The 18852-nt window shown below is 46.6% G+C and carries 15 protein-coding genes, 4 tRNA genes, 1 pseudogene and 1 other annotated feature; of the genes and pseudogenes, 18 read left to right on the forward strand and 2 right to left on the reverse strand.

Annotated elements, in window-relative coordinates; all coding sequences use genetic code 11:
- The first annotated feature begins 3 nt into the window (after positions 1–3).
- From NYR52_RS03375 to NYR52_RS03395, 5 genes are all read left to right on the forward strand, one after another.
- A complete protein-coding gene (locus tag NYR52_RS03375; RefSeq protein ID WP_022737875.1) occupies positions 4–396 on the forward strand; it encodes a thioesterase family protein in 393 nt (130 codons plus the stop codon).
- A 148-nt stretch (positions 397–544) separates the two neighbouring features.
- A tRNA-Leu gene (locus NYR52_RS03380) sits at positions 545–630 on the forward strand.
- A gap of 167 nt (positions 631–797) precedes the next feature.
- Positions 798–874: transfer RNA gene (locus NYR52_RS03385), tRNA-Pro, on the forward strand.
- A gap of 43 nt (positions 875–917) precedes the next feature.
- Positions 918–994, forward strand: a tRNA-Pro gene (locus NYR52_RS03390).
- 45 nt (positions 995–1039) lie between these two features.
- Positions 1040–1116 (forward strand) — tRNA-Pro (locus NYR52_RS03395).
- Positions 1117–1150: 34 nt separating this feature from the next.
- Here NYR52_RS03395 and NYR52_RS03400 read toward each other — a convergent pair.
- On the reverse strand, positions 1151–1999 hold the full coding sequence (locus NYR52_RS03400; protein ID WP_132219663.1) for an HAD family hydrolase: 849 nt from the start codon (positions 1997–1999) through the stop codon (positions 1151–1153).
- A 222-nt stretch (positions 2000–2221) separates the two neighbouring features.
- On the opposite strand from NYR52_RS03400, the gene NYR52_RS03405 reads away from it, so the two are divergent.
- From NYR52_RS03405 to queG, 4 genes are all read left to right on the forward strand, one after another.
- Positions 2222–2794, forward strand: coding sequence for a uracil-DNA glycosylase (locus tag NYR52_RS03405; protein ID WP_246026812.1), 573 nt, complete (start codon positions 2222–2224; stop codon positions 2792–2794).
- 140 nt (positions 2795–2934) lie between these two features.
- Complete coding sequence (locus tag NYR52_RS03410; protein WP_259436276.1) at positions 2935–4653, forward strand: ABC-ATPase domain-containing protein; 1719 nt, start codon at positions 2935–2937, stop codon at positions 4651–4653.
- Positions 4650–5081, forward strand: a complete 432-nt coding sequence (rnhA, locus tag NYR52_RS03415; RefSeq protein WP_022737879.1) for a ribonuclease HI — start codon at positions 4650–4652, stop codon at positions 5079–5081. The genes NYR52_RS03410 and rnhA overlap by 4 nt, the downstream gene beginning before the upstream one ends.
- A 117-nt stretch (positions 5082–5198) precedes the next feature.
- On the forward strand, positions 5199–6335 hold the full coding sequence (gene queG, locus NYR52_RS03420) for a tRNA epoxyqueuosine(34) reductase QueG (protein WP_259436277.1): 1137 nt from the start codon (positions 5199–5201) through the stop codon (positions 6333–6335).
- 97 nt (positions 6336–6432) lie between these two features.
- On the opposite strand, the gene coaA is transcribed toward queG, so the two are convergent.
- Positions 6433–7344 carry a type I pantothenate kinase gene (gene coaA, locus NYR52_RS03425; protein WP_022737881.1) on the reverse strand — a complete coding sequence of 304 codons (912 nt, stop codon included), beginning with the start codon at positions 7342–7344 and terminating at the stop codon, positions 6433–6435.
- Between the two features lie 525 nt (positions 7345–7869).
- On the opposite strand from coaA, the pseudogene NYR52_RS16705 reads away from it, so the two are divergent.
- The 9 genes and pseudogenes from NYR52_RS16705 (at position 7870) to NYR52_RS03475 (ending at position 18761) form a co-directional block, all read left to right on the forward strand.
- Positions 7870–8409: pseudogene (locus NYR52_RS16705) on the forward strand (methylated-DNA--[protein]-cysteine S-methyltransferase).
- An 88-nt stretch (positions 8410–8497) separates the two neighbouring features.
- Positions 8498–8974, forward strand: a complete 477-nt coding sequence (locus tag NYR52_RS03440) for an amidase domain-containing protein (RefSeq protein WP_022737883.1) — start codon at positions 8498–8500, stop codon at positions 8972–8974.
- Positions 8975–9029: 55 nt separating this feature from the next.
- Positions 9030–9494, forward strand: coding sequence for a tRNA (cytidine(34)-2'-O)-methyltransferase (locus NYR52_RS03445; protein ID WP_132219668.1), 465 nt, complete (start codon positions 9030–9032; stop codon positions 9492–9494).
- 79 nt (positions 9495–9573) lie between these two features.
- Positions 9574–10314 (forward strand): HAD family hydrolase, encoded by a 741-nt coding sequence (locus NYR52_RS03450; RefSeq protein ID WP_132219669.1) that lies wholly within the window; start codon positions 9574–9576, stop codon positions 10312–10314.
- A 235-nt stretch (positions 10315–10549) separates the two neighbouring features.
- Positions 10550–12448 carry an ATP-dependent protease PrkA gene (gene prkA, locus NYR52_RS03455; protein ID WP_259436279.1) on the forward strand — a complete coding sequence of 633 codons (1899 nt, stop codon included), beginning with the start codon at positions 10550–10552 and terminating at the stop codon, positions 12446–12448.
- 60 nt (positions 12449–12508) lie between these two features.
- Positions 12509–13657: a sporulation protein YhbH gene (gene yhbH / locus NYR52_RS03460; protein ID WP_132219671.1), complete on the forward strand. Its 1149-nt coding sequence runs from the start codon at positions 12509–12511 to the stop codon at positions 13655–13657.
- A 795-nt stretch (positions 13658–14452) separates the two neighbouring features.
- Positions 14453–14688, forward strand: a binding site (T-box leader).
- A gap of 76 nt (positions 14689–14764) precedes the next feature.
- Entirely contained in the window at positions 14765–16672 is a 1908-nt protein-coding gene (gene thrS / locus NYR52_RS03465) for a threonine--tRNA ligase (RefSeq protein ID WP_259436280.1), read from the forward strand.
- 358 nt (positions 16673–17030) lie between these two features.
- A complete protein-coding gene (locus NYR52_RS03470; RefSeq protein WP_259436281.1) occupies positions 17031–17861 on the forward strand; it encodes an aldo/keto reductase in 831 nt (276 codons plus the stop codon).
- A gap of 540 nt (positions 17862–18401) precedes the next feature.
- Positions 18402–18761 carry a hypothetical protein gene (locus NYR52_RS03475; RefSeq protein WP_259436282.1) on the forward strand — a complete coding sequence of 120 codons (360 nt, stop codon included), beginning with the start codon at positions 18402–18404 and terminating at the stop codon, positions 18759–18761.
- Positions 18762–18852: the final 91 nt, after the last annotated feature.

An 18852-nucleotide genomic window follows, 5' to 3' on the forward strand; every position in this document is an offset into this window, starting at 1 on the left:
AGCATGAAGCAGGGGCTGGAACCAGGACATCAAGAAACCATCTCCATTGTCGTAACTGAGGAGATGGCCGCCTCTTTCGCCGGGCAGATGGTGCATCCGGTTTTGTCCACGGTGCATATGGTGTACTACATGGAGTGGGCTGGCCGCAAAGTGATTCTGCCGTTTTTGGAAGAGGGAGAAGAAGGGATCGGGGCTACCATTCACATTCGTCACATCGCCCCCGCCCCCATCGGCAAACGGGTGGATTTCACTGCGACGGTCATTGAGCGGACTGACAACAAAGTGGTGTGCCAAGTGAAAGCCGAACACGACCGGGCCGTGGTGGGAGAAGGGGAATTTGTGCAGGTTATTCTGCCACTCTCCAAGATCGAGGCCAACATCAATCGGATGAAATAAGTGCAAACCGCCGCAATATATTGCGGCGGTTGCTGATTTTATGGAAAAATGATGTGGGCAAAAAAAATTGAAAGTACCTGTTGACATTATCTTAGACACATGATAAATTTATAAATGTCGCTACGACATAATGAAATTTCATAAACGAGCCGAAGTGGCGGAATTGGCAGACGCGCACGACTCAAAATCGTGTTCCCTCAAGGAGTGTGGGTTCGAGTCCCACCTTCGGCACCATATTTAAACTAGAGATGATTCTCTGGTTTTTTTATTTTTGCCAGATTTACTTGATCGCACGCCAAGGATAAGAACAATAAAAAAATGTATGTAAGGTTGTTGACTTTATCTACAATGCGTGCTAAATTATATCTTGTCGCTTAAACCATGACTGTGAATAAGTTTGTCGGGATGTGGCTCAGCTTGGTAGAGCACCTGGTTTGGGACCAGGGGGTCGCAGGTTCGAATCCTGTCATCCCGACCATTTTCTTTGTTTAACGCCGTGATGCGATGAAATATATATCCATCGGGATGTGGCTCAGCTTGGTAGAGCACCTGGTTTGGGATCAGGGGGTCGCAGGTTCGAATCCTGTCATCCCGACCATTTTCTATTTGTTTAACGCCGTGATGCGATGAAATATATATCCATCGGGATGTGGCTCAGCTTGGTAGAGCACCTGGTTTGGGACCAGGGGGTCGCAGGTTCGAATCCTGTCATCCCGACCACACAAAAAAGGAGGCCGTCTAAAGGTCTCCTTTTTTATTTTGCCGTTTTTTTCGATGCGGTTGGCAATAAGTGGTGTTCGATGAGATGGGAGACAGCATGTTCATCATGGCGAGCCACGATCACATCTGCCTGCTTTAAGACTTCGGGATGTGCATTGCCGACTGCAGCCCCCAGACCGGCCAATTTCAACATGTCCAAGTCGTTGCAGTGGTCGCCGATTGCGGCCAATTGTTTCGGCTCCATCTCTAGTTGCTCTATGAGCTTAGCGGCGGCCGCTCCCTTGGACATACCGCGCGGCAATATTTCAAAATAATTATCGTAAGACAGAGTGGCGTCGATTGGGAAGGCGGTCAGCGTGTCCGACCATGTGATCACTTGGTGCATTTCCTGCGGATCAGCGATAACAACCAGTTTGAGGTACGGGACATCTGGGAGATCATTAAACGAAGGCAGAGACACCACGTTCAGGTCTTCCGTTTTTTCAGCGGCTAAGGCGGCTTCCGTAGCGGGACGTAGCTGGGTGATATAGATGGCGTCGATGCCATAGATGATCAAGTCCATCGGACAGGATAAGCGTTCTAAGGCGTTGGCTACCAACTGCCGGATCATGTCGGCTGGCAATGTGGATACAGGTGACAAGTGTCCGCTTGCCGGATCAAACAGCAGTGCTCCGTTGCAGAGAATGACTGGAACCTCCAGGCTTAATTCGTCAATGAAGCGTTTTGCTTCCATATAGGTGCGACCGGTGGCCAGAGTGAAGATGCCCCCGTGCTCCCGAAACCGTGCGATGCTACGTTTGTTTTCCGATGATATCCGATTGCCGGTGCCAAGCAAAGTGCCGTCAACATCAGATACCAACAAGGGATAAGGCAACAAACTCATCACAATCCACTCCTTTATCTCTTTCAGTGTACGGGTATAAGGTCAAGCGGAAATTGAGAAATGATTCATTTTTGATGAAGCTTGCCAACCAAGTATATCATGCCGAAGCTCTCTTCGCCGCCCTTTCCATTGGCGGCCGCACATCGTACAATGAAAAGGTCTTGACAACACGTTCCGCCGCCAGTGAAAAAACTTGGGACAAATAGAGAGGAGATAGAGAGGATGCAGATGGGATTGGATGAATTATTTCATCGGGTGCAACATTGCACGATGTGCAGATTGCATGAGCGGCGCACACAAGTGGTCCTTGGAGAAGGCAACCCCCATTCCCCGTTGATGATTGTGGGTGAAGGGCCGGGAGCGGACGAGGATATCCAAGGGCGCCCCTTCGTCGGGAAAGCCGGGCAGTTGTTGAACAAGATGTTAGCGGCGGCGGAAATCCCGCGGGAACAGATTTACATAACCAATATTGTGAAATGCCGTCCGCCAGGCAACCGGACGCCGACCGAGGATGAAATGAACACTTGCATCGTCATTTTGCGGCGGCAATTTCTCGTGATTCGTCCCAAAATCATTGTGACATTGGGCTCGGCTCCCACCCGGGCATTGATTGATCCTAAGGCGAGAATCACCCGTGTCCGCGGTCAATGGGTGGAGAAGAAAGGTGTGCGGTTCATGCCGACGTTTCACCCGGCATACCTGTTGCGCAATCCGGAAGCCAAACGGGAGGCCTGGGCGGATTTTCAGCAGATTCGGGACGCATACAAAGAAGTGTTGGCCGGTATGAACAGTTGATGAAGACGTGTCTGGTGAATGGGTAAGCAGGATCACACGTGACAGAGGCGCTCATTGAGAAAAAGGCTTTTCCTTCCACTACACCGCTTGTTTGCCAGGCATGCCCCAGACGCAGAATAAAGGAAGCAGGTGATCAGACGATGGAACGATTGCGGAGCATCCTGACCCGCATCGATGGAAAAGGATACAAAGCGTATAAAGATTTAACAGGAGAATATCGGTTTCCCCACTTCCAATTGTTTGTCGACTATGTGCAGGGAGATCCGTTTGCCTCGCCGTCCCGCATACGCGTGCGCATTCCCGGTGCACGTATCTCTTGGAAACCGGATTGGATGGCCAGCACTTTCCGCAGGACGGCCCTGGAAGACTGGTTTGTCCGCAAATGGGTGCGACAGCTTGACCGATCGGCACCCCGTATCTCAGGCACAGGCAAAAGCGGCCTGATCGCCATTGATCGTCCTGGGCAAGCGATTTTACAGCGTACGGCAGTCGTCGTTACACCGGAGTGGTTGGAAGCACGCCTCCACATCGGGTTGCCGGCGCGGGGGCGGACGGTGATGGGCAAAGCTGCCGCTGAGATGTTGTGTACCGTGTTGCCTCAGTGTGTCCAGCAAGTGGCGACCCTGAGTGAAGCGGATCAGCGGGCCATCGAGCAGCGGATGTGCTTGGTGGACAATCAGCAAGCGATTCGCCAAGCGATGCGCGAACGGGGATGGGTGGCGTTTGTGGCAGATGGGGCAATTTTGCCACGCGAAAGCGGCATCAGTGACCGACCCTTGCGCGGAGAGCAGGTCATACCGTTTGCCGCTCCCCCGTCCCTGCGACAAACCGTGCCGGTTCCACATGGGGAATCCATCAGCGGGATGGCGATTCCCCGCGGAATCACCTTGATCGTCGGCGGAGGATATCACGGTAAAAGCACCTTATTGCAAGCGATGGAACGAGGTGTTTACAACCATATTGAAGGAGATGGACGGGAATATGTGCTGACCGATCCCGACACGGTCAAGGTGCGTGCAGAGGACGGGCGCCGAGTAGAGAGAGTAAATATTTCACCCTTCATCAATCAATTGCCTTTGATGCGAGATACGACACGTTTTTCCACCGAGGATGCGAGTGGTAGCACCTCGCAGGCTGCCAACATCATGGAGAGTTTGGAAATGGGTTGTCGTTGCCTGCTGATAGACGAGGACACCAGCGCCACCAACTTTATGATTCGCGACGCCCGAATGCAGGCCTTGGTAGCTAAAGGAAAAGAACCAATTACTCCATTCATCGACAAAGTGCGTCAGCTGTATGAAGAAAAAGGCGTGTCCAGCGTGCTGGTCATCGGTGGATCAGGAGATTATTTTGATGTGGCTGATCTTGTGATCATGATGGATCAATACCTGCCTCAAGATGTGACTGCTAAGGCGAAAGAGATTGCTGGCAACCAACAGAGCGGACGTGTGCGGGAAGGCGGTGCGACTTTCGGGGAGATCACTGCCCGTTCACCGTTGGCCAAAGGGCTGGAAGCGGATCGCAAAGGGCGGGAAAAAGCGGAAGCGAAAGGCCGACATGCCATTCTTTACGGTACGCAGGCGGTTGACTTGTCTGCCAGTGAGCAATTGGTGGATACCAGCCAGACCAGAGCGATTGCACTGATGATGCGTTGGATCGGCGAACGTGCAGATGGACGAGCGAGTTTGCGGCAGCTGATTGAAGCTGGTTTGAAAGAGGTGGAAGCACACGGATTGGATGTGCTTTCGCCATTCCGAGGGAAGCATCCGGGTGATCTGGCTTTGCCGCGTAAGTATGAGATCGCCCAAGCAATTAATCGCTTGCGTTCTCTGCATGTAAAAGGAGGGGACAAAGGATGAAGGAAGTGATCATCTATACCGACGGTGCCTGCTCACACAATCCGGGGCCGGGCGGATGGGCGGCGGTGCTCTTGTATGGTCAGCACCGCCGGGAGATTTCCGGAGGGGAACGGGAGACGACGAACAACCGGATGGAATTGATGGCCGTCATTGAATCCCTCAAGTTGCTGAAGGAACCATGCCGGGTCAAATTGCATTCAGACAGTGCTTATATCGTGAATTGTTTTCAGCAAAAATGGTATGTCAAATGGATCAAGAACGGTTGGATGACCGCAGGCAAAAAGCCAGTTGAAAACAAGGATTTGTGGCAGGAGTTGCTGGCCTTGTGCGAGGAGCATGAAGTGGAGTTTATCAAAGTGAAAGGGCATAGCGATGTCGAATTGAACAACCGCTGTGATGAATTGGCCCGCGCGGCCGTGCCGAGATAGGGGAGAAACTGGCAAGAGCGCAGGGAGATCGCCATGGTATAATAACATCTCGAATTGTCGACGGAAGGGGCAGGTGCCGCCAAGCGGAACAACATCTAAGGAAAAGGAGGGGACCGTGTGAACAGTGCAGATTTGAAACAGAAACTCATCAGCAAAGCAAAAGAAATCGGCATCGACAAAATCGGATTCACCACCGCTGACCCATTTATCGCGTTGCGGGAGCGGCTGAAAGAGAGTCAGGAGAAGGGATATGCATCAGGATTTGAAGAGCCGGACATCGAGAAACGGGTTAGACCAGAACTGTCGTTGCCCGAGGCTAAATCGATTATTGCCATCGCACTGGCCTACCCCTCCAAACTGAAGAATCCACCCCGTTCGGAGTCGGGTGCGTATCGAGGCATTTTCTGCCGCGCGTCGTGGGGCGAGGATTACCATTATGTTCTGCGGGAGAAGCTGAGCTTGCTGTCCGTTTATCTCCAAGAGTTGGTGCCTGATGCGCGAACCCAAGTGATGGTGGATACAGGAGCTTTGTCAGATCGCGCGGTTGCCGAGCGGGCTGGTATTGGATGGAGCGGGAAGAATACATCCATCATCACGAAGGAGTTCGGCTCATGGGTGTATCTGGGGGAAATGATTACGGATGTATACATTCCACCTGACACACCGGCCACAGATGAATGTGGGGATTGCACAATCTGCATCGATGCCTGCCCCACTGGGGCAATTGTGCAGGCAGGGCAGTTGAATGCGCAGGCCTGCATCGCCTATCTGACCCAAACAAAGGGTTTTCTGGCGGAGGAATATCGGAGTAAGCTGGGCAATCGTTTGTACGGGTGTGACACGTGCCAAACGGTATGCCCGAAGAATCGTAAACGCCACTTTGACCATCAGACTGCGTTTCAGCCGGATCCCGAAAAAGTGAAGCCGCTGTTAAAGCCGTTGCTCCAGATGAGCAATCGAGAGTTTAAAGAGAGATTTGGACGGATGTCAGGGGCTTGGCGTGGCAAAAAACCGATTCAACGCAATGCTATCATCGCGTTGGCCCATTTCAAGGATCAAACGGCGATTCCCGATCTGGTGCGGCTATTGGCAGAAGACCCTCGCCCGGTGATTCGGGGCACTGCCGCATGGGCTTTGGGGAAAATCGGTGGAAAAGAAGTGCTGGAAGCATTGCAAAAAGCCCAGGAAAAAGAAGGGGACCAAGAGGTCCTGCATGAGATCGGCAAGGCATTGGACATGGCGCAAAACGCATAAAAGTACACAACCCCCCCCCCGGGACGTCAATGTGACCGCGGGGGGTTGTTGTGTAGATAGCATCTGTTGCCGGTTCATCTGGCAGACGGAGGCTTTTTCACCACGTCCGCCAATAGATTTTTTCCACTTGATGGTTGGCACCTTTTTTTATGATGAGTTTGGCCCGATGGCGCTGGGGATAGATGTAGGTTTGCAAGTTGGGCAGATTAATCTCCTGCCAAGCTTGCTCGGCAATAGACAGGGCTTCTTCATCAGGCAACTGGGCCAAATCGTAATAATATGATTGTGGCGCATTGCGCGCCAGATTCCGAAACTCTTGAAACCGTTTCATAAACCAGTGAAACAAGTGCTCCGGCTCTGCGTCAAGATAGATGAGCAAATCAAACAAGCTTTGGATCGGCGTAGCGGACAAGGTTGTTTGCGGATGAAGCAAGTTAACGCCTTCAATCAGCAAAATGTCTGGTGCAGCAATGGATTGCGACTGATCGGGAACAAGATCATACAAAAGGTGCGAATAGACGGGAATTTCCACTTTATCTGCGCCGGTCTTTATATCCAACATGAATTGGAGGAACCGCTTCCAGTCGTAACTTTCAGGAAATCCTTTCTTCTCCAATATGCCCCGCTCATGCAAGATGCGGTTGGGCAATAAAAAGCTGTCCGTCGAAACAATCTCCACACGGGGTTTTTCGGGAAAACGGTGGAACAACTCTTTCAACACTTGGGCGAAGGAGCTTTTGCCCGAAGCACTGCTGCCCGTGATGCCGATCAGATAAGGGATGTTGGGCCAAGGGCGCTGGAAAAAGTTCTCCCACATATGTTGCGATGATCTCGTTTGCGAGAGTTGGAGATACAACAATTGGGAGAGAGGAAGATACACCTCGGCCATTTCTTCATCAGAAACCAGCAGCGAGAGCGGAGCGGATGGCAAATGGGAGGATGCCGTATATACAGGCACCCACTGTTGAAAGCTTTGCCGGTCAAATGTAAAAAAGGCCTTATTTGACATGCGATCACCTTTTTTCCAGTAATGGTCTCATCAACCGTGTGAGAGAAGGTTTCCTGTGCGGCGGGATGCGGTTCTCTTGATGTGAGGGAAACATTTTCTTTCATTATAGTGGATTAGTGGGGGAATACGCACAGCACAACGAGGCTGATTGGAAGAGCAAGGAGTTGATAAACGGCAAAAAATTCAGATAACCATAGAAAATGGGTTCCTTGCGACGGAATGAACATTTGATAAGTCAGAATCTGGAATGACAAGTTGCCTCATTAGTTCTTACGTACCAGCAGTATGGATGAGAATTTCTTCCGTTAAGGAATTCATGTGCCAATCCGGGGTGAAAAGAGGTAAGATAGATGGGAGGAGAGGGAAGGAGCTTGACTGTTCATGTTTTGAAAAAAATGAAACTTCCTATGCATTGGTAACGTCTAATTTAATTAGAATCAGTAGATTGCAGTGGGATTTTGTCTCGCGAAAGCCATAATTTCATTGTAAAATAACAAAGACTTGCAAATAGGGAGGGTTCCTTTGATGACCCCTGGGTCACAGAGCATAGTCTGGAGTCAAATTGACAGTCCGATCGGGCCGCTAACCTTGGTAGCCAGTCACCACGGTTTGTGTCATATCATGTTCAGCCGCAAAAACTCGCCAACAAGAGGCTTGCAGATGTGGTTGAACAATTGGTTTCCTAATCCGAGATTGGAACGGAACGATAACGAGTTGCAACCGTACATCATCCAGTTGGAGTAATATTTCAGACAAGAACGGCGCGAGTTCGACCTGCCGATTGATTTATACGGAACACCATTTCAAAAGTTGGTCTGGCGTTATTTGCGCACCATTCCTTATGGGGAAGTTCGCAGTTATAAAGAGGTGGCCCAGGGCATTGGCGCTCCCAAGGCGGTGCGCGCGGTGGGTGGGGCTAACAATAAAAATCCCGTTTCCATCGTGATACCTTGCCATCGGGTGATCGGTTCCAATGGGTCACTGGTAGGGTATGGTGGTGGACTCCATATCAAGGAATATTTGCTTACTTTAGAAGGCTGGCTTAAGCCGAATGAAAGGGACTGAAGTGGAGCAGCGTAGGCTGCTTTTTCTTTTTGTAATAGATGCGCACTCCTTCTCATAAGGGTTTAGTAAAGATGGGAGGAGTGGGAACATGGCTTATGATCGGTCACGCGCGGTGGAGTATGCAGAAACGTTTTGGAGTCGGCCCAACCCTTACTACAAGGCGTTTGCGGACGATTGCACCAATTTCGTGTCACAATGCCTGCGAGCCGGAGGGTTACCCATGGCCCGCGGTTGGTGGTATCGGCGGGGGCGGAACGGACAGGCGAGTTGGAGTCACTCGTGGGCGGTGGCCCATTCGTTGTGTCTCTTCTTGAAGCGTGGCGGACCGACGGGGAGAACGCGGGAGGTAGGGGATGTCGGCCAGTTGCAATTGGGGGACGTGATTTGTTATGACTGGGAAGGAGATGGCCGGTGGAATCACAACACCATCATCACCGCGTTTGCCGAGGACGGTAGTCCGTTGGTCAACGCCCGCACCATCAGCAGGCGGCATTTCCCATGGGATTACAAAGCCTCTCATGCATGGACCCCGCAGACGCGCTACGCTTTTTTACATATTGAATAGGTTGCGGTAAAATAGGAACGTGATCGAGTCATAGATAGATGGAAGGGATGTCGCTGTGCCGTTTCATATTGTGCTGGTAGAACCGGAAATTCCACAAAACACAGGAAATATCGCCCGGACCTGTTCCGTGACAGGGGTGCAACTGCATTTGGTGCACCCATTGGGCTTTAAGATTGATGATGCCAAACTGAAGCGGGCTGGGTTGGATTATTGGCATGACTTAAATATCCAACATCATGATTCATTTGCCCAATTGAAAGAAAAATACCCGGACGGGCGTTTTTTTTGCGCAACGACCAAGGCGAAAAAAACGTATACTGAACATCAGTACCAACCAGGGGATTTCTTTGTGTTTGGCAAAGAGACGAAAGGACTAGCCCCGGACATCTTGTCCGCCCATGCGGAGACGTTGATTCGGATTCCGATGAAGCCGCAGACCCGTTCACTGAACTTGTCGAACTCCGCTGCCATTGTTGTGTATGAAGCAATGCGTCAAATCGGCTTCCCGGGTCTTGTATAAGAGCGTCGCCGCCCCTTCTGGGGAGGGGTGCGGCTTTAATTGACCGATCAGTATAAATGTAGAGAGAAGGGGAACAGGCATGATTAAAGCGTGCTTATTCGATCTGGATGGAACACTGCTTCCCATGGATACGGAAGCGTTTGTGAACGTGTATTTGGGTGCCTTGGCTCCGCAAGTAGCCCATGTCATTCCACCGGACAAGTTGGTGAAAATGATTTGGCACGCCACAGAAGAAATGATTAAAAACACCGATGAACAACTGACCAATGAGCAAGTCTTCGAGCGGACTTTTCTGGAAGTGTCCAAGGTGAGCAAAGAAGAGATTTGGCCTGTGTTTGACCGGTTTTACCGTGAGGAATTCCCGAAACTACAAACCCATGTTGGCCGGGAACCGCTCATGCGCGAAGTGGTGCAGGCCGCGTTGGAGCGAGGATACAAAGTGGCTGTGGCTACTAACCCGGTTTTCCCCAAAGAAGCAATTTGGGAACGGATGCGCTGGGCTGGGGTGGATGATTTGCCGTTTTCGCTTGTGACAGTGTATGAAGAGATGCACTTTTGCAAACCACAGCCCTGTTATTATCTGGAAGTAGCTGATGGCTTGGGTGTAAAACCGGAAGAATGCGTCATGATCGGCAATGATATGCAAGAGGATATGGTCGCTTCCACGGTGGGTATGAAAACCTTTTATCTACAGCAACACCGCATTGACCGTGGCCAGCCTGTTTACCCTTTTGATATGGAAGGAACCGCCGCCGAGCTGTTGTCAGCGATTCGCGAGGGCAAAGAGTTGTTTGCCGCGGAGGCATTGAAGGTGAGATAACCATGAGTGAGTGTGGAAAAACCTTGGTTTTTGCACCAAGGTTTTTCTATCTTTTTCCTTTATTTTTTGATAAAATAGAAGTAACAACTTTCGATCTGTAGCATATATATGCTATAAATCTACTCGTTCACTCTCTATCATTCATTCTCTATGAAATTGAAAATCTTTTCAGATTTTTATTCAGAAAAATCAAACACCTTGTTTGGTCGCTTGACCGAAGGAGAGGAGGCTTTCCATGGATATTCTCAAGCGCATTGCCGAGTATCGAAACCGTGAGAAAGAACTTCAATGGGAAGGAACCTTCGCCGAGTACCTGGATATCATAAAGAAAAATCCCCGAGTAGCTCAAACCGCGCATTCCCGCGTTTATAACATGATCGCCAAAGCCGGTATTGAAACCGACTCGCAAGGGAATAAAAAATACCTTTTCTTCAGCAAGGAATTATTCGGACTGGAGCGTGCCATTGAACGCCTCGTCGAAGAATATTTCCACTCGGCCGCGCGCCGCTTGGATGTGCGCAAACGGATTCTGCTGTTGATGGGACCTGTCAGCGGCGGGAAATCTACCATTGTCACTTTGCTCAAAAAGGGGTTGGAAGAATACTCGCGCACCGATGAGGGCGCCCTTTACGGCATTAAGGGATGCCCGATGCATGAAGAACCGCTCAACCTGATACCGCGTGAACTTCGTCCTGAATTTGAACAAGAGTTTGGCGTCCGCATTGAAGGCAATCTATGTCCCTCTTGCCGCTTCCGGTTGCAAGAAGAGTATGGAGGCCGTATCGAAGATGTGATCGTTGAGAGGGTACTCTTGTCCGAAGATGAGCGCATCGGAATCGGCACATTTAGTCCCTCTGACCCAAAATCGCAAGACATCGCCGACTTGACCGGTAGCATCGATTTCTCCACCATCACCGAGTATGGTTCAGAATCCGATCCGCGCGCTTACCGGTTTGATGGAGAGCTGAATAAAGCCAACCGCGGACTGATGGAGTTTCAGGAGATGTTGAAGTGCGATGAGAAGTTTTTGTGGAATTTGCTTTCCCTGACCCAAGAAGGGAACTTCAAAGCAGGCCGCTTCGCCTTGATCTCCGCCGATGAAGTGATTGTGGCCCATACCAATGAGACGGAGTACAAAGCTTTTATCGCCAACAAAAAGAACGAAGCGCTTCAATCACGGATCATTGTAATGCCGGTGCCGTATAACTTAAGTGTTACGCAAGAAGAAAACATCTACAAAAAATTGATCCAACAAAGTGACCTGGCTCACATCCACATCGCCCCACATTCGCTTAGAGCTGCCGCTATCTTCTCCGTCCTGACCCGCCTGAAAGAATCCAAGAAGCAAGGTGTCGACCTGCTCAAAAAGATGCGCCTTTATGACGGCGAATCAGTCGAAGGCATGGCCGACATCGATATCGAGGAACTGCGCAATGAGCATCTCGACGAAGGCATGGATGGCATCGACCCTCGCTATGTGATCAACCGTATCTCCAGCGCATTGATCAAAACAGAAGCCAACTTTGTCGGAGCATTAGATATCTTGCGCTCCCTCAAGGAAGGACTGGATCAGCACCCGTCCATCACCCCCGAACAACGTGAAAAATTCCTCAACTTCATTTCCATCGCCCGCAAAGAATACGATGAAATCGCCAAAAAAGAAGTGCAAAAAGCCTTTGTCTACTCCTATGAAGAATCGGCTAAAACCTTGATGGACAATTATCTCGACAATGTCGAAGCGTATTGCAACTGGCAAAAGATCCGCGATCCGATCACTGGAGAGGAGCTGGAGCCAGATGAAAAGCTGATGCGCTCGATCGAAGAGCAAATCGGCATTTCTGAAAACGCCAAAAAAGCATTCCGCGAAGAGATTCTCATCCGCATTTCCGCTTATGCCCGCAAAGGCAAGCGTTTTGATTACAACACCCACCCTCGCCTGCGGGAAGCGATCCAGAAAAAGCTGTTTGCTGACTTGAAAGACGTAGTAAAAATCACCACCACCACCAAGACGCCAGACGAAAACCAATTGAAAAAAATCAATGAGGTGATCAAGCGCCTCGTCGAGGATTACGGGTATACCCCGGCCAGCGCCAATGAACTGCTTCGCTATGTAGGCAGCCTGTTGAATCGTTAAGCTGGTGTTGCAAATGGTTCCCTTGTTAGTCACCCAGATTCCATCCGGGAGGTGAAAGGTATGTCACACCCCCATTTCAGCGTGTCAGAGGAAGACTGGTCGCTTCACCGCAAGGGTTATGAAGACCAACGCCGCCATCAAGAGAAGGTGAAAGAAGCCATCCGCAAAAATTTGCCTGACCTGGTCAGCGAAGAAAGTATCATTATGTCCGACGGGCAACAGATTATCAAAATCCCCATCCGCTCCATGGAAGAATATCGCTTTCGCTACAACTACAACAAAGGTAAACACGTCGGCCAAGGCAATGGCGACAGCAAAGTTGGGGATGTATTGGGCAAGGATTCGTCGTCGGGCCAAGCCGGGCCGGGCAAAGGTCAAGGCGCCGGTGACCAAGCGGGCGTGGATTATTATGAAGCAGAAATCTCCATCGCTGAGCTGGAAGGGATGCTCTTCGCCGAAATGGAGCTGCCCCACCTCGAGCGCAAAGAACAACTGGAAATCACCACTGATGACATCCGGTTCAACGACGTCCGCAAAAAAGGCCTGATGGGCAACATCGACAAACGCCGCACTTTGCTCTCCGCCATCAAGCGAAATGCTATGACTGGTCGCAAAAAAATCCGCATCCATGACGACGACCTGCGCTTCAAAACGTGGGATGACGTCGTCGTACCCCACTCCAATGCTGTCGTCATCGCCATGATGGACACATCTGGCTCCATGGGCGTCTTTGAAAAATACATCGCCCGCAGCTTCTTTTTCTGGATGGTTCGTTTCCTCCGCACCAAATACGAAAACGTCGAGATCGTCTTCATCGCACACCACACCGAAGCCAAAATCGTGAGCGAAGAATCCTTTTTTACCAAAGGGGAAAGCGGGGGAACCATCTGTTCCTCTGCTTACCGCAAAGCCCTCGAAGTCATCGACAGCCACTATCCCCCAGACCGCTACAACATCTATCCCTTTCACTTCTCCGACGGGGATAACCTCAGCTCCGACAACGAACGGTGTGTTGGACTGGTCAAGGAAATCCTTAAACGATCCAACCTCTTTGGCTACGGAGAAGTAAACCAGTACAACCGCAACAGCACCTTGATGAGCGCTTACCGGCATGTAAAAGAAGATCGGTTCTCTTATTTTGTGATCAGAGAAAAAGCGCAAGTATATGAGGCGTTGAAGCATTTCTTTGGGAAGAAACAAGAGGGTTAAATTCGAGGAAACAGTTCAACTTTAGACTCATCAGCTTTTTTCTAAGATAGGTCGCTTTCTCAAGTACAGACTTGAGGAGGCGATTTTTTTTTAATGTCATCTGTTTCATGATAAGCAGATAACACATTTTTGATATTAGGGACGTATTCATTTTTTTCTTTTTGTATTTGCTTCTTCTGTGTAGATCTCATTTTGTAACTTTTCAATACGTTCTTGAGCATCTTGTATTTTTTGGCTGATAATTTGTTCTTGTTTTTTAATACTTCAACTGTATAGAATCTCTGTTCTAATAGTTCGTGTATGTGATTTTCTCCAGTTAATTTTTAAGTATAAAAATATATTAATTATTTTACTGATTCATTTAACTCTAATTCCATTTTTGTTGCAATTAAAAAGTCATACATAAAAAATAATTATATTTCAAAAACTAAATTCGAGTTGCAAGGAAGATTGAAAAGTGCCATTTTTATTGTTATAGACTATATTAGTTTAGCGGTCTGTATAGTTTTTAGGTATATAGGAGATTTTACTTCCTTACACATAGTTTATGCTGCACTTAGTTTCTGTTGAATTTTTGAAATAAATTATCATATGATATTTTTTTGAACTTTAACACCAAATAAGCATTCGTTTAGAAATGTGATCAGATTAATAATATTGTCGAGCTGAGTATTATGACATGATGAAATGGATATAAATAGGGTTATCCAAACAAAATAAATTTTTCTAAAGCAAATGATATGGATACTTGACGGCTTAATCTTGGAAAAGTAAAATGAATACAAAATCTTTTGATTTGCAGCTGTGACGAGGACATGAATATTTTTCTATGGCTTCAGAGAGCGGGGGTCTTGGCTGAAAGCCCCTGTGCCCTATGGGAAAATATTTACCACCTTCGAGCTGTAACAGGGAACGTGAACTTCACTAATAACTGTTACCGGTTTGCACACCGTTATCTGTGTCCTGAGGATCTTATTTGTATTAAGTAAGATTAAATAAGGGTGGAACCACGACAGACGCTCGTCCCTTGAGGAACGGGTGTTTTTATTTGTATTAAAACCAGGTCAATTTGTATCAAATTGATCATGAAAAAAGGAGATGGGAATTATGAGTGTATCCGTTAAATTGCCAGATGGTTCGATTAAGGAGTTTGAAAAATCGGTTTCAGTTTCTGACATTGCCGAATCCATTAGCAAAGGTCTATTAAAGAAAGCAGTAGCTGGTTCAGTAAATGGGGAAATTGTCGATTTGAGTTCAAAAGTACCTGATAAGGCAGAAGTAAAGATCTTAACCATCGATGACGAAGATGGATTGGAAGTATATCGCCACAGCACTGCACATCTAATGGCTCAAGCTCTAAAACGCCTTTATCCAGATGTAAAGTTAGGTATTGGACCAGTGATCGAAGATGGATTTTATTATGATGTTGATCTTCCTGTCCGTCTTACACCTGAAGACTTACCAAAAATTGAAGATGAAATGAATAGAATTGTGAAGGAAGATCTTCCAATTATCCGCAAAGTAGTCACTCGTAAAGAGGCCATCAATATTTATGAGCAAGTGGGTGATCACCTCAAATTAGAACTAATCAACGATCTTCCTGAAGATGAGGTGATTAGCATTTATGAGCAAGGGGAATTTTTCGATTTATGTCGCGGTCCTCATTTGCCATCGACGGGAAAAATTAAAGCGTTTAAGTTGCTAACAGTTGCAGGGGCTTATTGGAGAGGCGATTCCAATAACAAAATGCTTCAACGTATATATGGAACAGCTTGGCCCAAGAAAGCACAGTTGGATGAACATCTTCAATTTCTTGAAGAAGCACGAAAAAGGGATCATCGAAAAATTGGGCGTGAATTAAAATTGTATATGTTCTCGGAAGAGGCACCTGGTATGCCTTTCTACCTTCCAAACGGAATGGTTATCCGTAATCAGCTTGAAGAACTATCACGCGAACTACAAAAAAAAGCTGGTTATGAAGAAGTACGGACACCGTTGATAATGAACCAGCGTTTGTGGGAGCAATCTGGCCACTGGGAACATTACCGGGAAAATATGTACTTCACTGATGTCGATGATGTAAAATTTGCTCTTAAACCAATGAATTGTCCGGGACACATGTTAATTTTCAAAAATGAAATTCGTTCTTATCGTGATTTACCCTTGCGATGGGCTGAGTTTGGCCAAGTTCATCGACATGAGTTGTCTGGAGCTTTAAACGGGATGTTCCGTGTGCGTACTTTTACCCAAGATGATGCACATATCTTTGTCCGACCAGAGCAGATTGAAGATGAAGTAAATTCGGCGATAAATCTGGTGGGTCGGGTATACTCCGTTTTCGGTTTCCCTTATTCTGTGGAACTATCTACCCGTCCGGAAAACTCTATGGGATCGGACGAACTGTGGGAAAAAGCGGAAACAGCTTTGAAGAATGTATTAGATCGCTCTGGCATACAGTATCGAATTAATGAAGGCGATGGTGCTTTCTATGGTCCGAAAATCGATTTCCATATTCGAGATGCTTTAAAACGTAGTCATCAATGTGCTACGATTCAGTTAGACTTTCAGATGCCAGAGAAGTTTGATCTCTCTTATGTTGGTGAAGACAACGAAAAACACCGTCCAGTTGTAATTCACAGAGCTATATTTGGATCCGTAGACCGATTTATAGGAGTACTTGTAGAACATTATGCTGGAGCATTTCCGCTCTGGCTTGCACCTGTTCAAGTTAAAGTAATTCCAATATCACGCACATTTAATGACTATTCTAAAGATGTAGCTGACCAATTGGAGAAAAACGGAATTAGAGTGGAGTTAGATGTACGTGATGAAAAAGTAGGTTACAAAATTCGTGAAGCTGAGATTCAAAAAATACCATATATGTTTGTAATTGGTGAAAAAGAAGTAAAAGATGGTACAGTCAATGTACGTAAGCGGGGTGTTAAAGAGCAAGAGACTAAGGCGCTAGATGAAGTGATTGTTGAGTTAAAGCAGACGATTAATGAAAGAAAATAAAGCTGATCTAATTTTATCATTAAATGATGTAAATAAATCTTCAAGTTCCAGAGTCCAATAAAATATTGGACTCTGGTTATATGCTTAGTAACATATTTAACAGGTAAAATATGAGTATTGAAGGATGGAAAGTGTATAAATAAATAATAATATTGCTGTGTTTTGGGAAAGAAATCGAGAAAGACAGAGAGCTAACTTGGAAGGAGGTATAACCCTAAAAATAGGCTTTTATAATAAGGTAATGCATGAAACTTATGGATTATATTTAGGATTTATATAATATACTTAGAATTATAATCATTATATTTAATTAACATTTCGGTCGATTATCTCAAATATTAGGATAAGAGGTGACATAATGGTAAAGAAGATTACAGATACTGCTATATTAAATAATGGGGTATTAATACCTTGGTTAGGAATTGGTCTATGGAAAGTTTATGAGGAAGAGGAAGTGGTGAATACAATAAAATCAGCAGTTCAAATTGGTTACCGTAGTATCGATACAGCAGCGAATTATAAAAATGAAGAAAGCGTGGGCAAAGCAATTAAAAAAGTAGATGTCTCACGCAATGAATTATTTATTACTACTAAAGTATGGAATATTCATCAAGGATACGAATCAACTCTAAATGCTTTTGAAGAGAGTCGCAAGAAATTAGATTTAGAATATATAGATTTATTTTTAATTCATTGGCCAGTTAAAGGAAAATATAAAGAAACGTGGAAAGCACTTGAAAAGCTATATAAAGAAGGTTTTGTGAGAGCAATTGGTGTGAGCAACTTTCAAGAACATCATTTGCAAGATTTATTGAAGGATTGTCAAGTGAAACCCATGGTTAATCAAGTAGAGTTTCACCCATATTTGACACAAAAGAGTTTACATACTTTCTGCAAAGAGCATAATATTCAATTGGAAGCATGGAGTCCACTTATGAAGGGTAAAGTAGTAAATATTCCTCAAATTAAAACGCTAGCGAAGAAGTATAACAAAACTTGTGCGCAAATTGTATTACGCTGGAATATTCAACTTGGTGTTGTTACAATCCCAAAGTCAGTAAATAAAGATCGCATTAAAGAGAATGCTGATTTATTTGACTTTAATCTCGACCAAATCGATATTGATCTTTTAAATAACCTTAATAGAGATTATCGTATTGGTCCTGATCCTGATAACTTTGATTTATAACAATACTCAATACTTCGGAATAAAGAGAGTCTCTGCCTAGGAAAGATTAGTTGGGATTTATAAAACCCCATATTTTCTAATGGGAAAGATAGGTATAAAGCTTGGCTAATATTTTTGACCAATGCTTGATTTTCCATAAAAACAAATCACCTGTAATAACCACCCCTGGTGTTGGATGCATGTAAAAATTATGACAAGAGAGGTGAAGAAGATGGAGCTACTTGGATTGATTTACAGACGGGAGAAACCATTTTTCTTACATGGTCGAAAATGAATTATATTAGTCTTAGTCAAGTTGAATCTAGTATTATTGTTGCGCAAATGGAGCTTTCACCTGACCAAAAGCAGCTGGCGGTGAATGAGTGGAAATATTGTAGTAGTGCAGTGTTGCATCTCTTTCCGAACTTGCATCATAAACATCAACCCGTGGAAGAACAGCCATTAAGTTATCATATCGGTGACAGAATTTCTGATTTTTGTTTCCACGCTAATTCCACCAACCTGTTCTGTTTTAAGACGATGGGTCCGAGTGAATGGAAAATGAGTGATCGTCAACACTATTCCTCTGGATGGGTAGGAGAGTTGATCGCCCTATCAACAACGCGTCAGGATGAATTGTGGCGGGTAACGATCGATTATCGCTTGACCGGCTTGGAATGGGGAATCTCAGAAGGTACTTATGGTTCTAAAGGATATGCAGGCAAAGTATGGGTTGGAGAAAAGGAAGTAGTTTGCACAGCCCCGGGTGGTCAGTTGCTATTCTTTGATATGGAAAACGGAAGATTGAAGCGGAAGATGAAAGTGAACGGAAACTACATTTACGCCATTGGCTGGCATCGTGATGGGGACAAAATCCGGGTGGCGACAGATCAGGAACTACAAGTGATTGAGTGGAAGTGATGTTTATATTCATGGAAACAAGAAAGATCAGTGTGTCCAAGCTGTTATACTTCAATTAACGGTTTTAAAGAGTGATGATATTAAGGTGATC

The organism is Laceyella sacchari (assembly GCF_024927925.1).
Taxonomy (GTDB): Bacteria; Bacillota; Bacilli; order Thermoactinomycetales; family Thermoactinomycetaceae; genus Laceyella; species Laceyella sacchari.

What these genes read in the sequence shown, in the direction of transcription:
- NYR52_RS03375 (WP_022737875.1), top strand. Translation starts at nt 4, where the DNA reads ATGAAGCAGGGGCTGGAACCAGGACATCAAGAAACCATCTCCATTGTC.
- NYR52_RS03400 (WP_132219663.1), bottom strand. Translation starts at nt 1,999, where the DNA reads ATGAGTTTGTTGCCTTATCCCTTGTTGGTATCTGATGTTGACGGCACT.
- NYR52_RS03405 (WP_246026812.1), top strand. Translation starts at nt 2,222, where the DNA reads ATGCAGATGGGATTGGATGAATTATTTCATCGGGTGCAACATTGCACG.
- NYR52_RS03410 (WP_259436276.1), top strand. Translation starts at nt 2,935, where the DNA reads ATGGAACGATTGCGGAGCATCCTGACCCGCATCGATGGAAAAGGATAC.
- rnhA (WP_022737879.1), top strand. Translation starts at nt 4,650, where the DNA reads ATGAAGGAAGTGATCATCTATACCGACGGTGCCTGCTCACACAATCCG.
- coaA (WP_022737881.1), bottom strand. Translation starts at nt 7,344, where the DNA reads ATGTCAAATAAGGCCTTTTTTACATTTGACCGGCAAAGCTTTCAACAG.
- NYR52_RS03440 (WP_022737883.1), top strand. Translation starts at nt 8,498, where the DNA reads ATGGCTTATGATCGGTCACGCGCGGTGGAGTATGCAGAAACGTTTTGG.
- NYR52_RS03450 (WP_132219669.1), top strand. Translation starts at nt 9,574, where the DNA reads ATGATTAAAGCGTGCTTATTCGATCTGGATGGAACACTGCTTCCCATG.
- prkA (WP_259436279.1), top strand. Translation starts at nt 10,550, where the DNA reads ATGGATATTCTCAAGCGCATTGCCGAGTATCGAAACCGTGAGAAAGAA.
- yhbH (WP_132219671.1), top strand. Translation starts at nt 12,509, where the DNA reads ATGTCACACCCCCATTTCAGCGTGTCAGAGGAAGACTGGTCGCTTCAC.
- thrS (WP_259436280.1), top strand. Translation starts at nt 14,765, where the DNA reads ATGAGTGTATCCGTTAAATTGCCAGATGGTTCGATTAAGGAGTTTGAA.
- NYR52_RS03470 (WP_259436281.1), top strand. Translation starts at nt 17,031, where the DNA reads ATGGTAAAGAAGATTACAGATACTGCTATATTAAATAATGGGGTATTA.
- NYR52_RS03475 (WP_259436282.1), top strand. Translation starts at nt 18,402, where the DNA reads ATGAGTGATCGTCAACACTATTCCTCTGGATGGGTAGGAGAGTTGATC.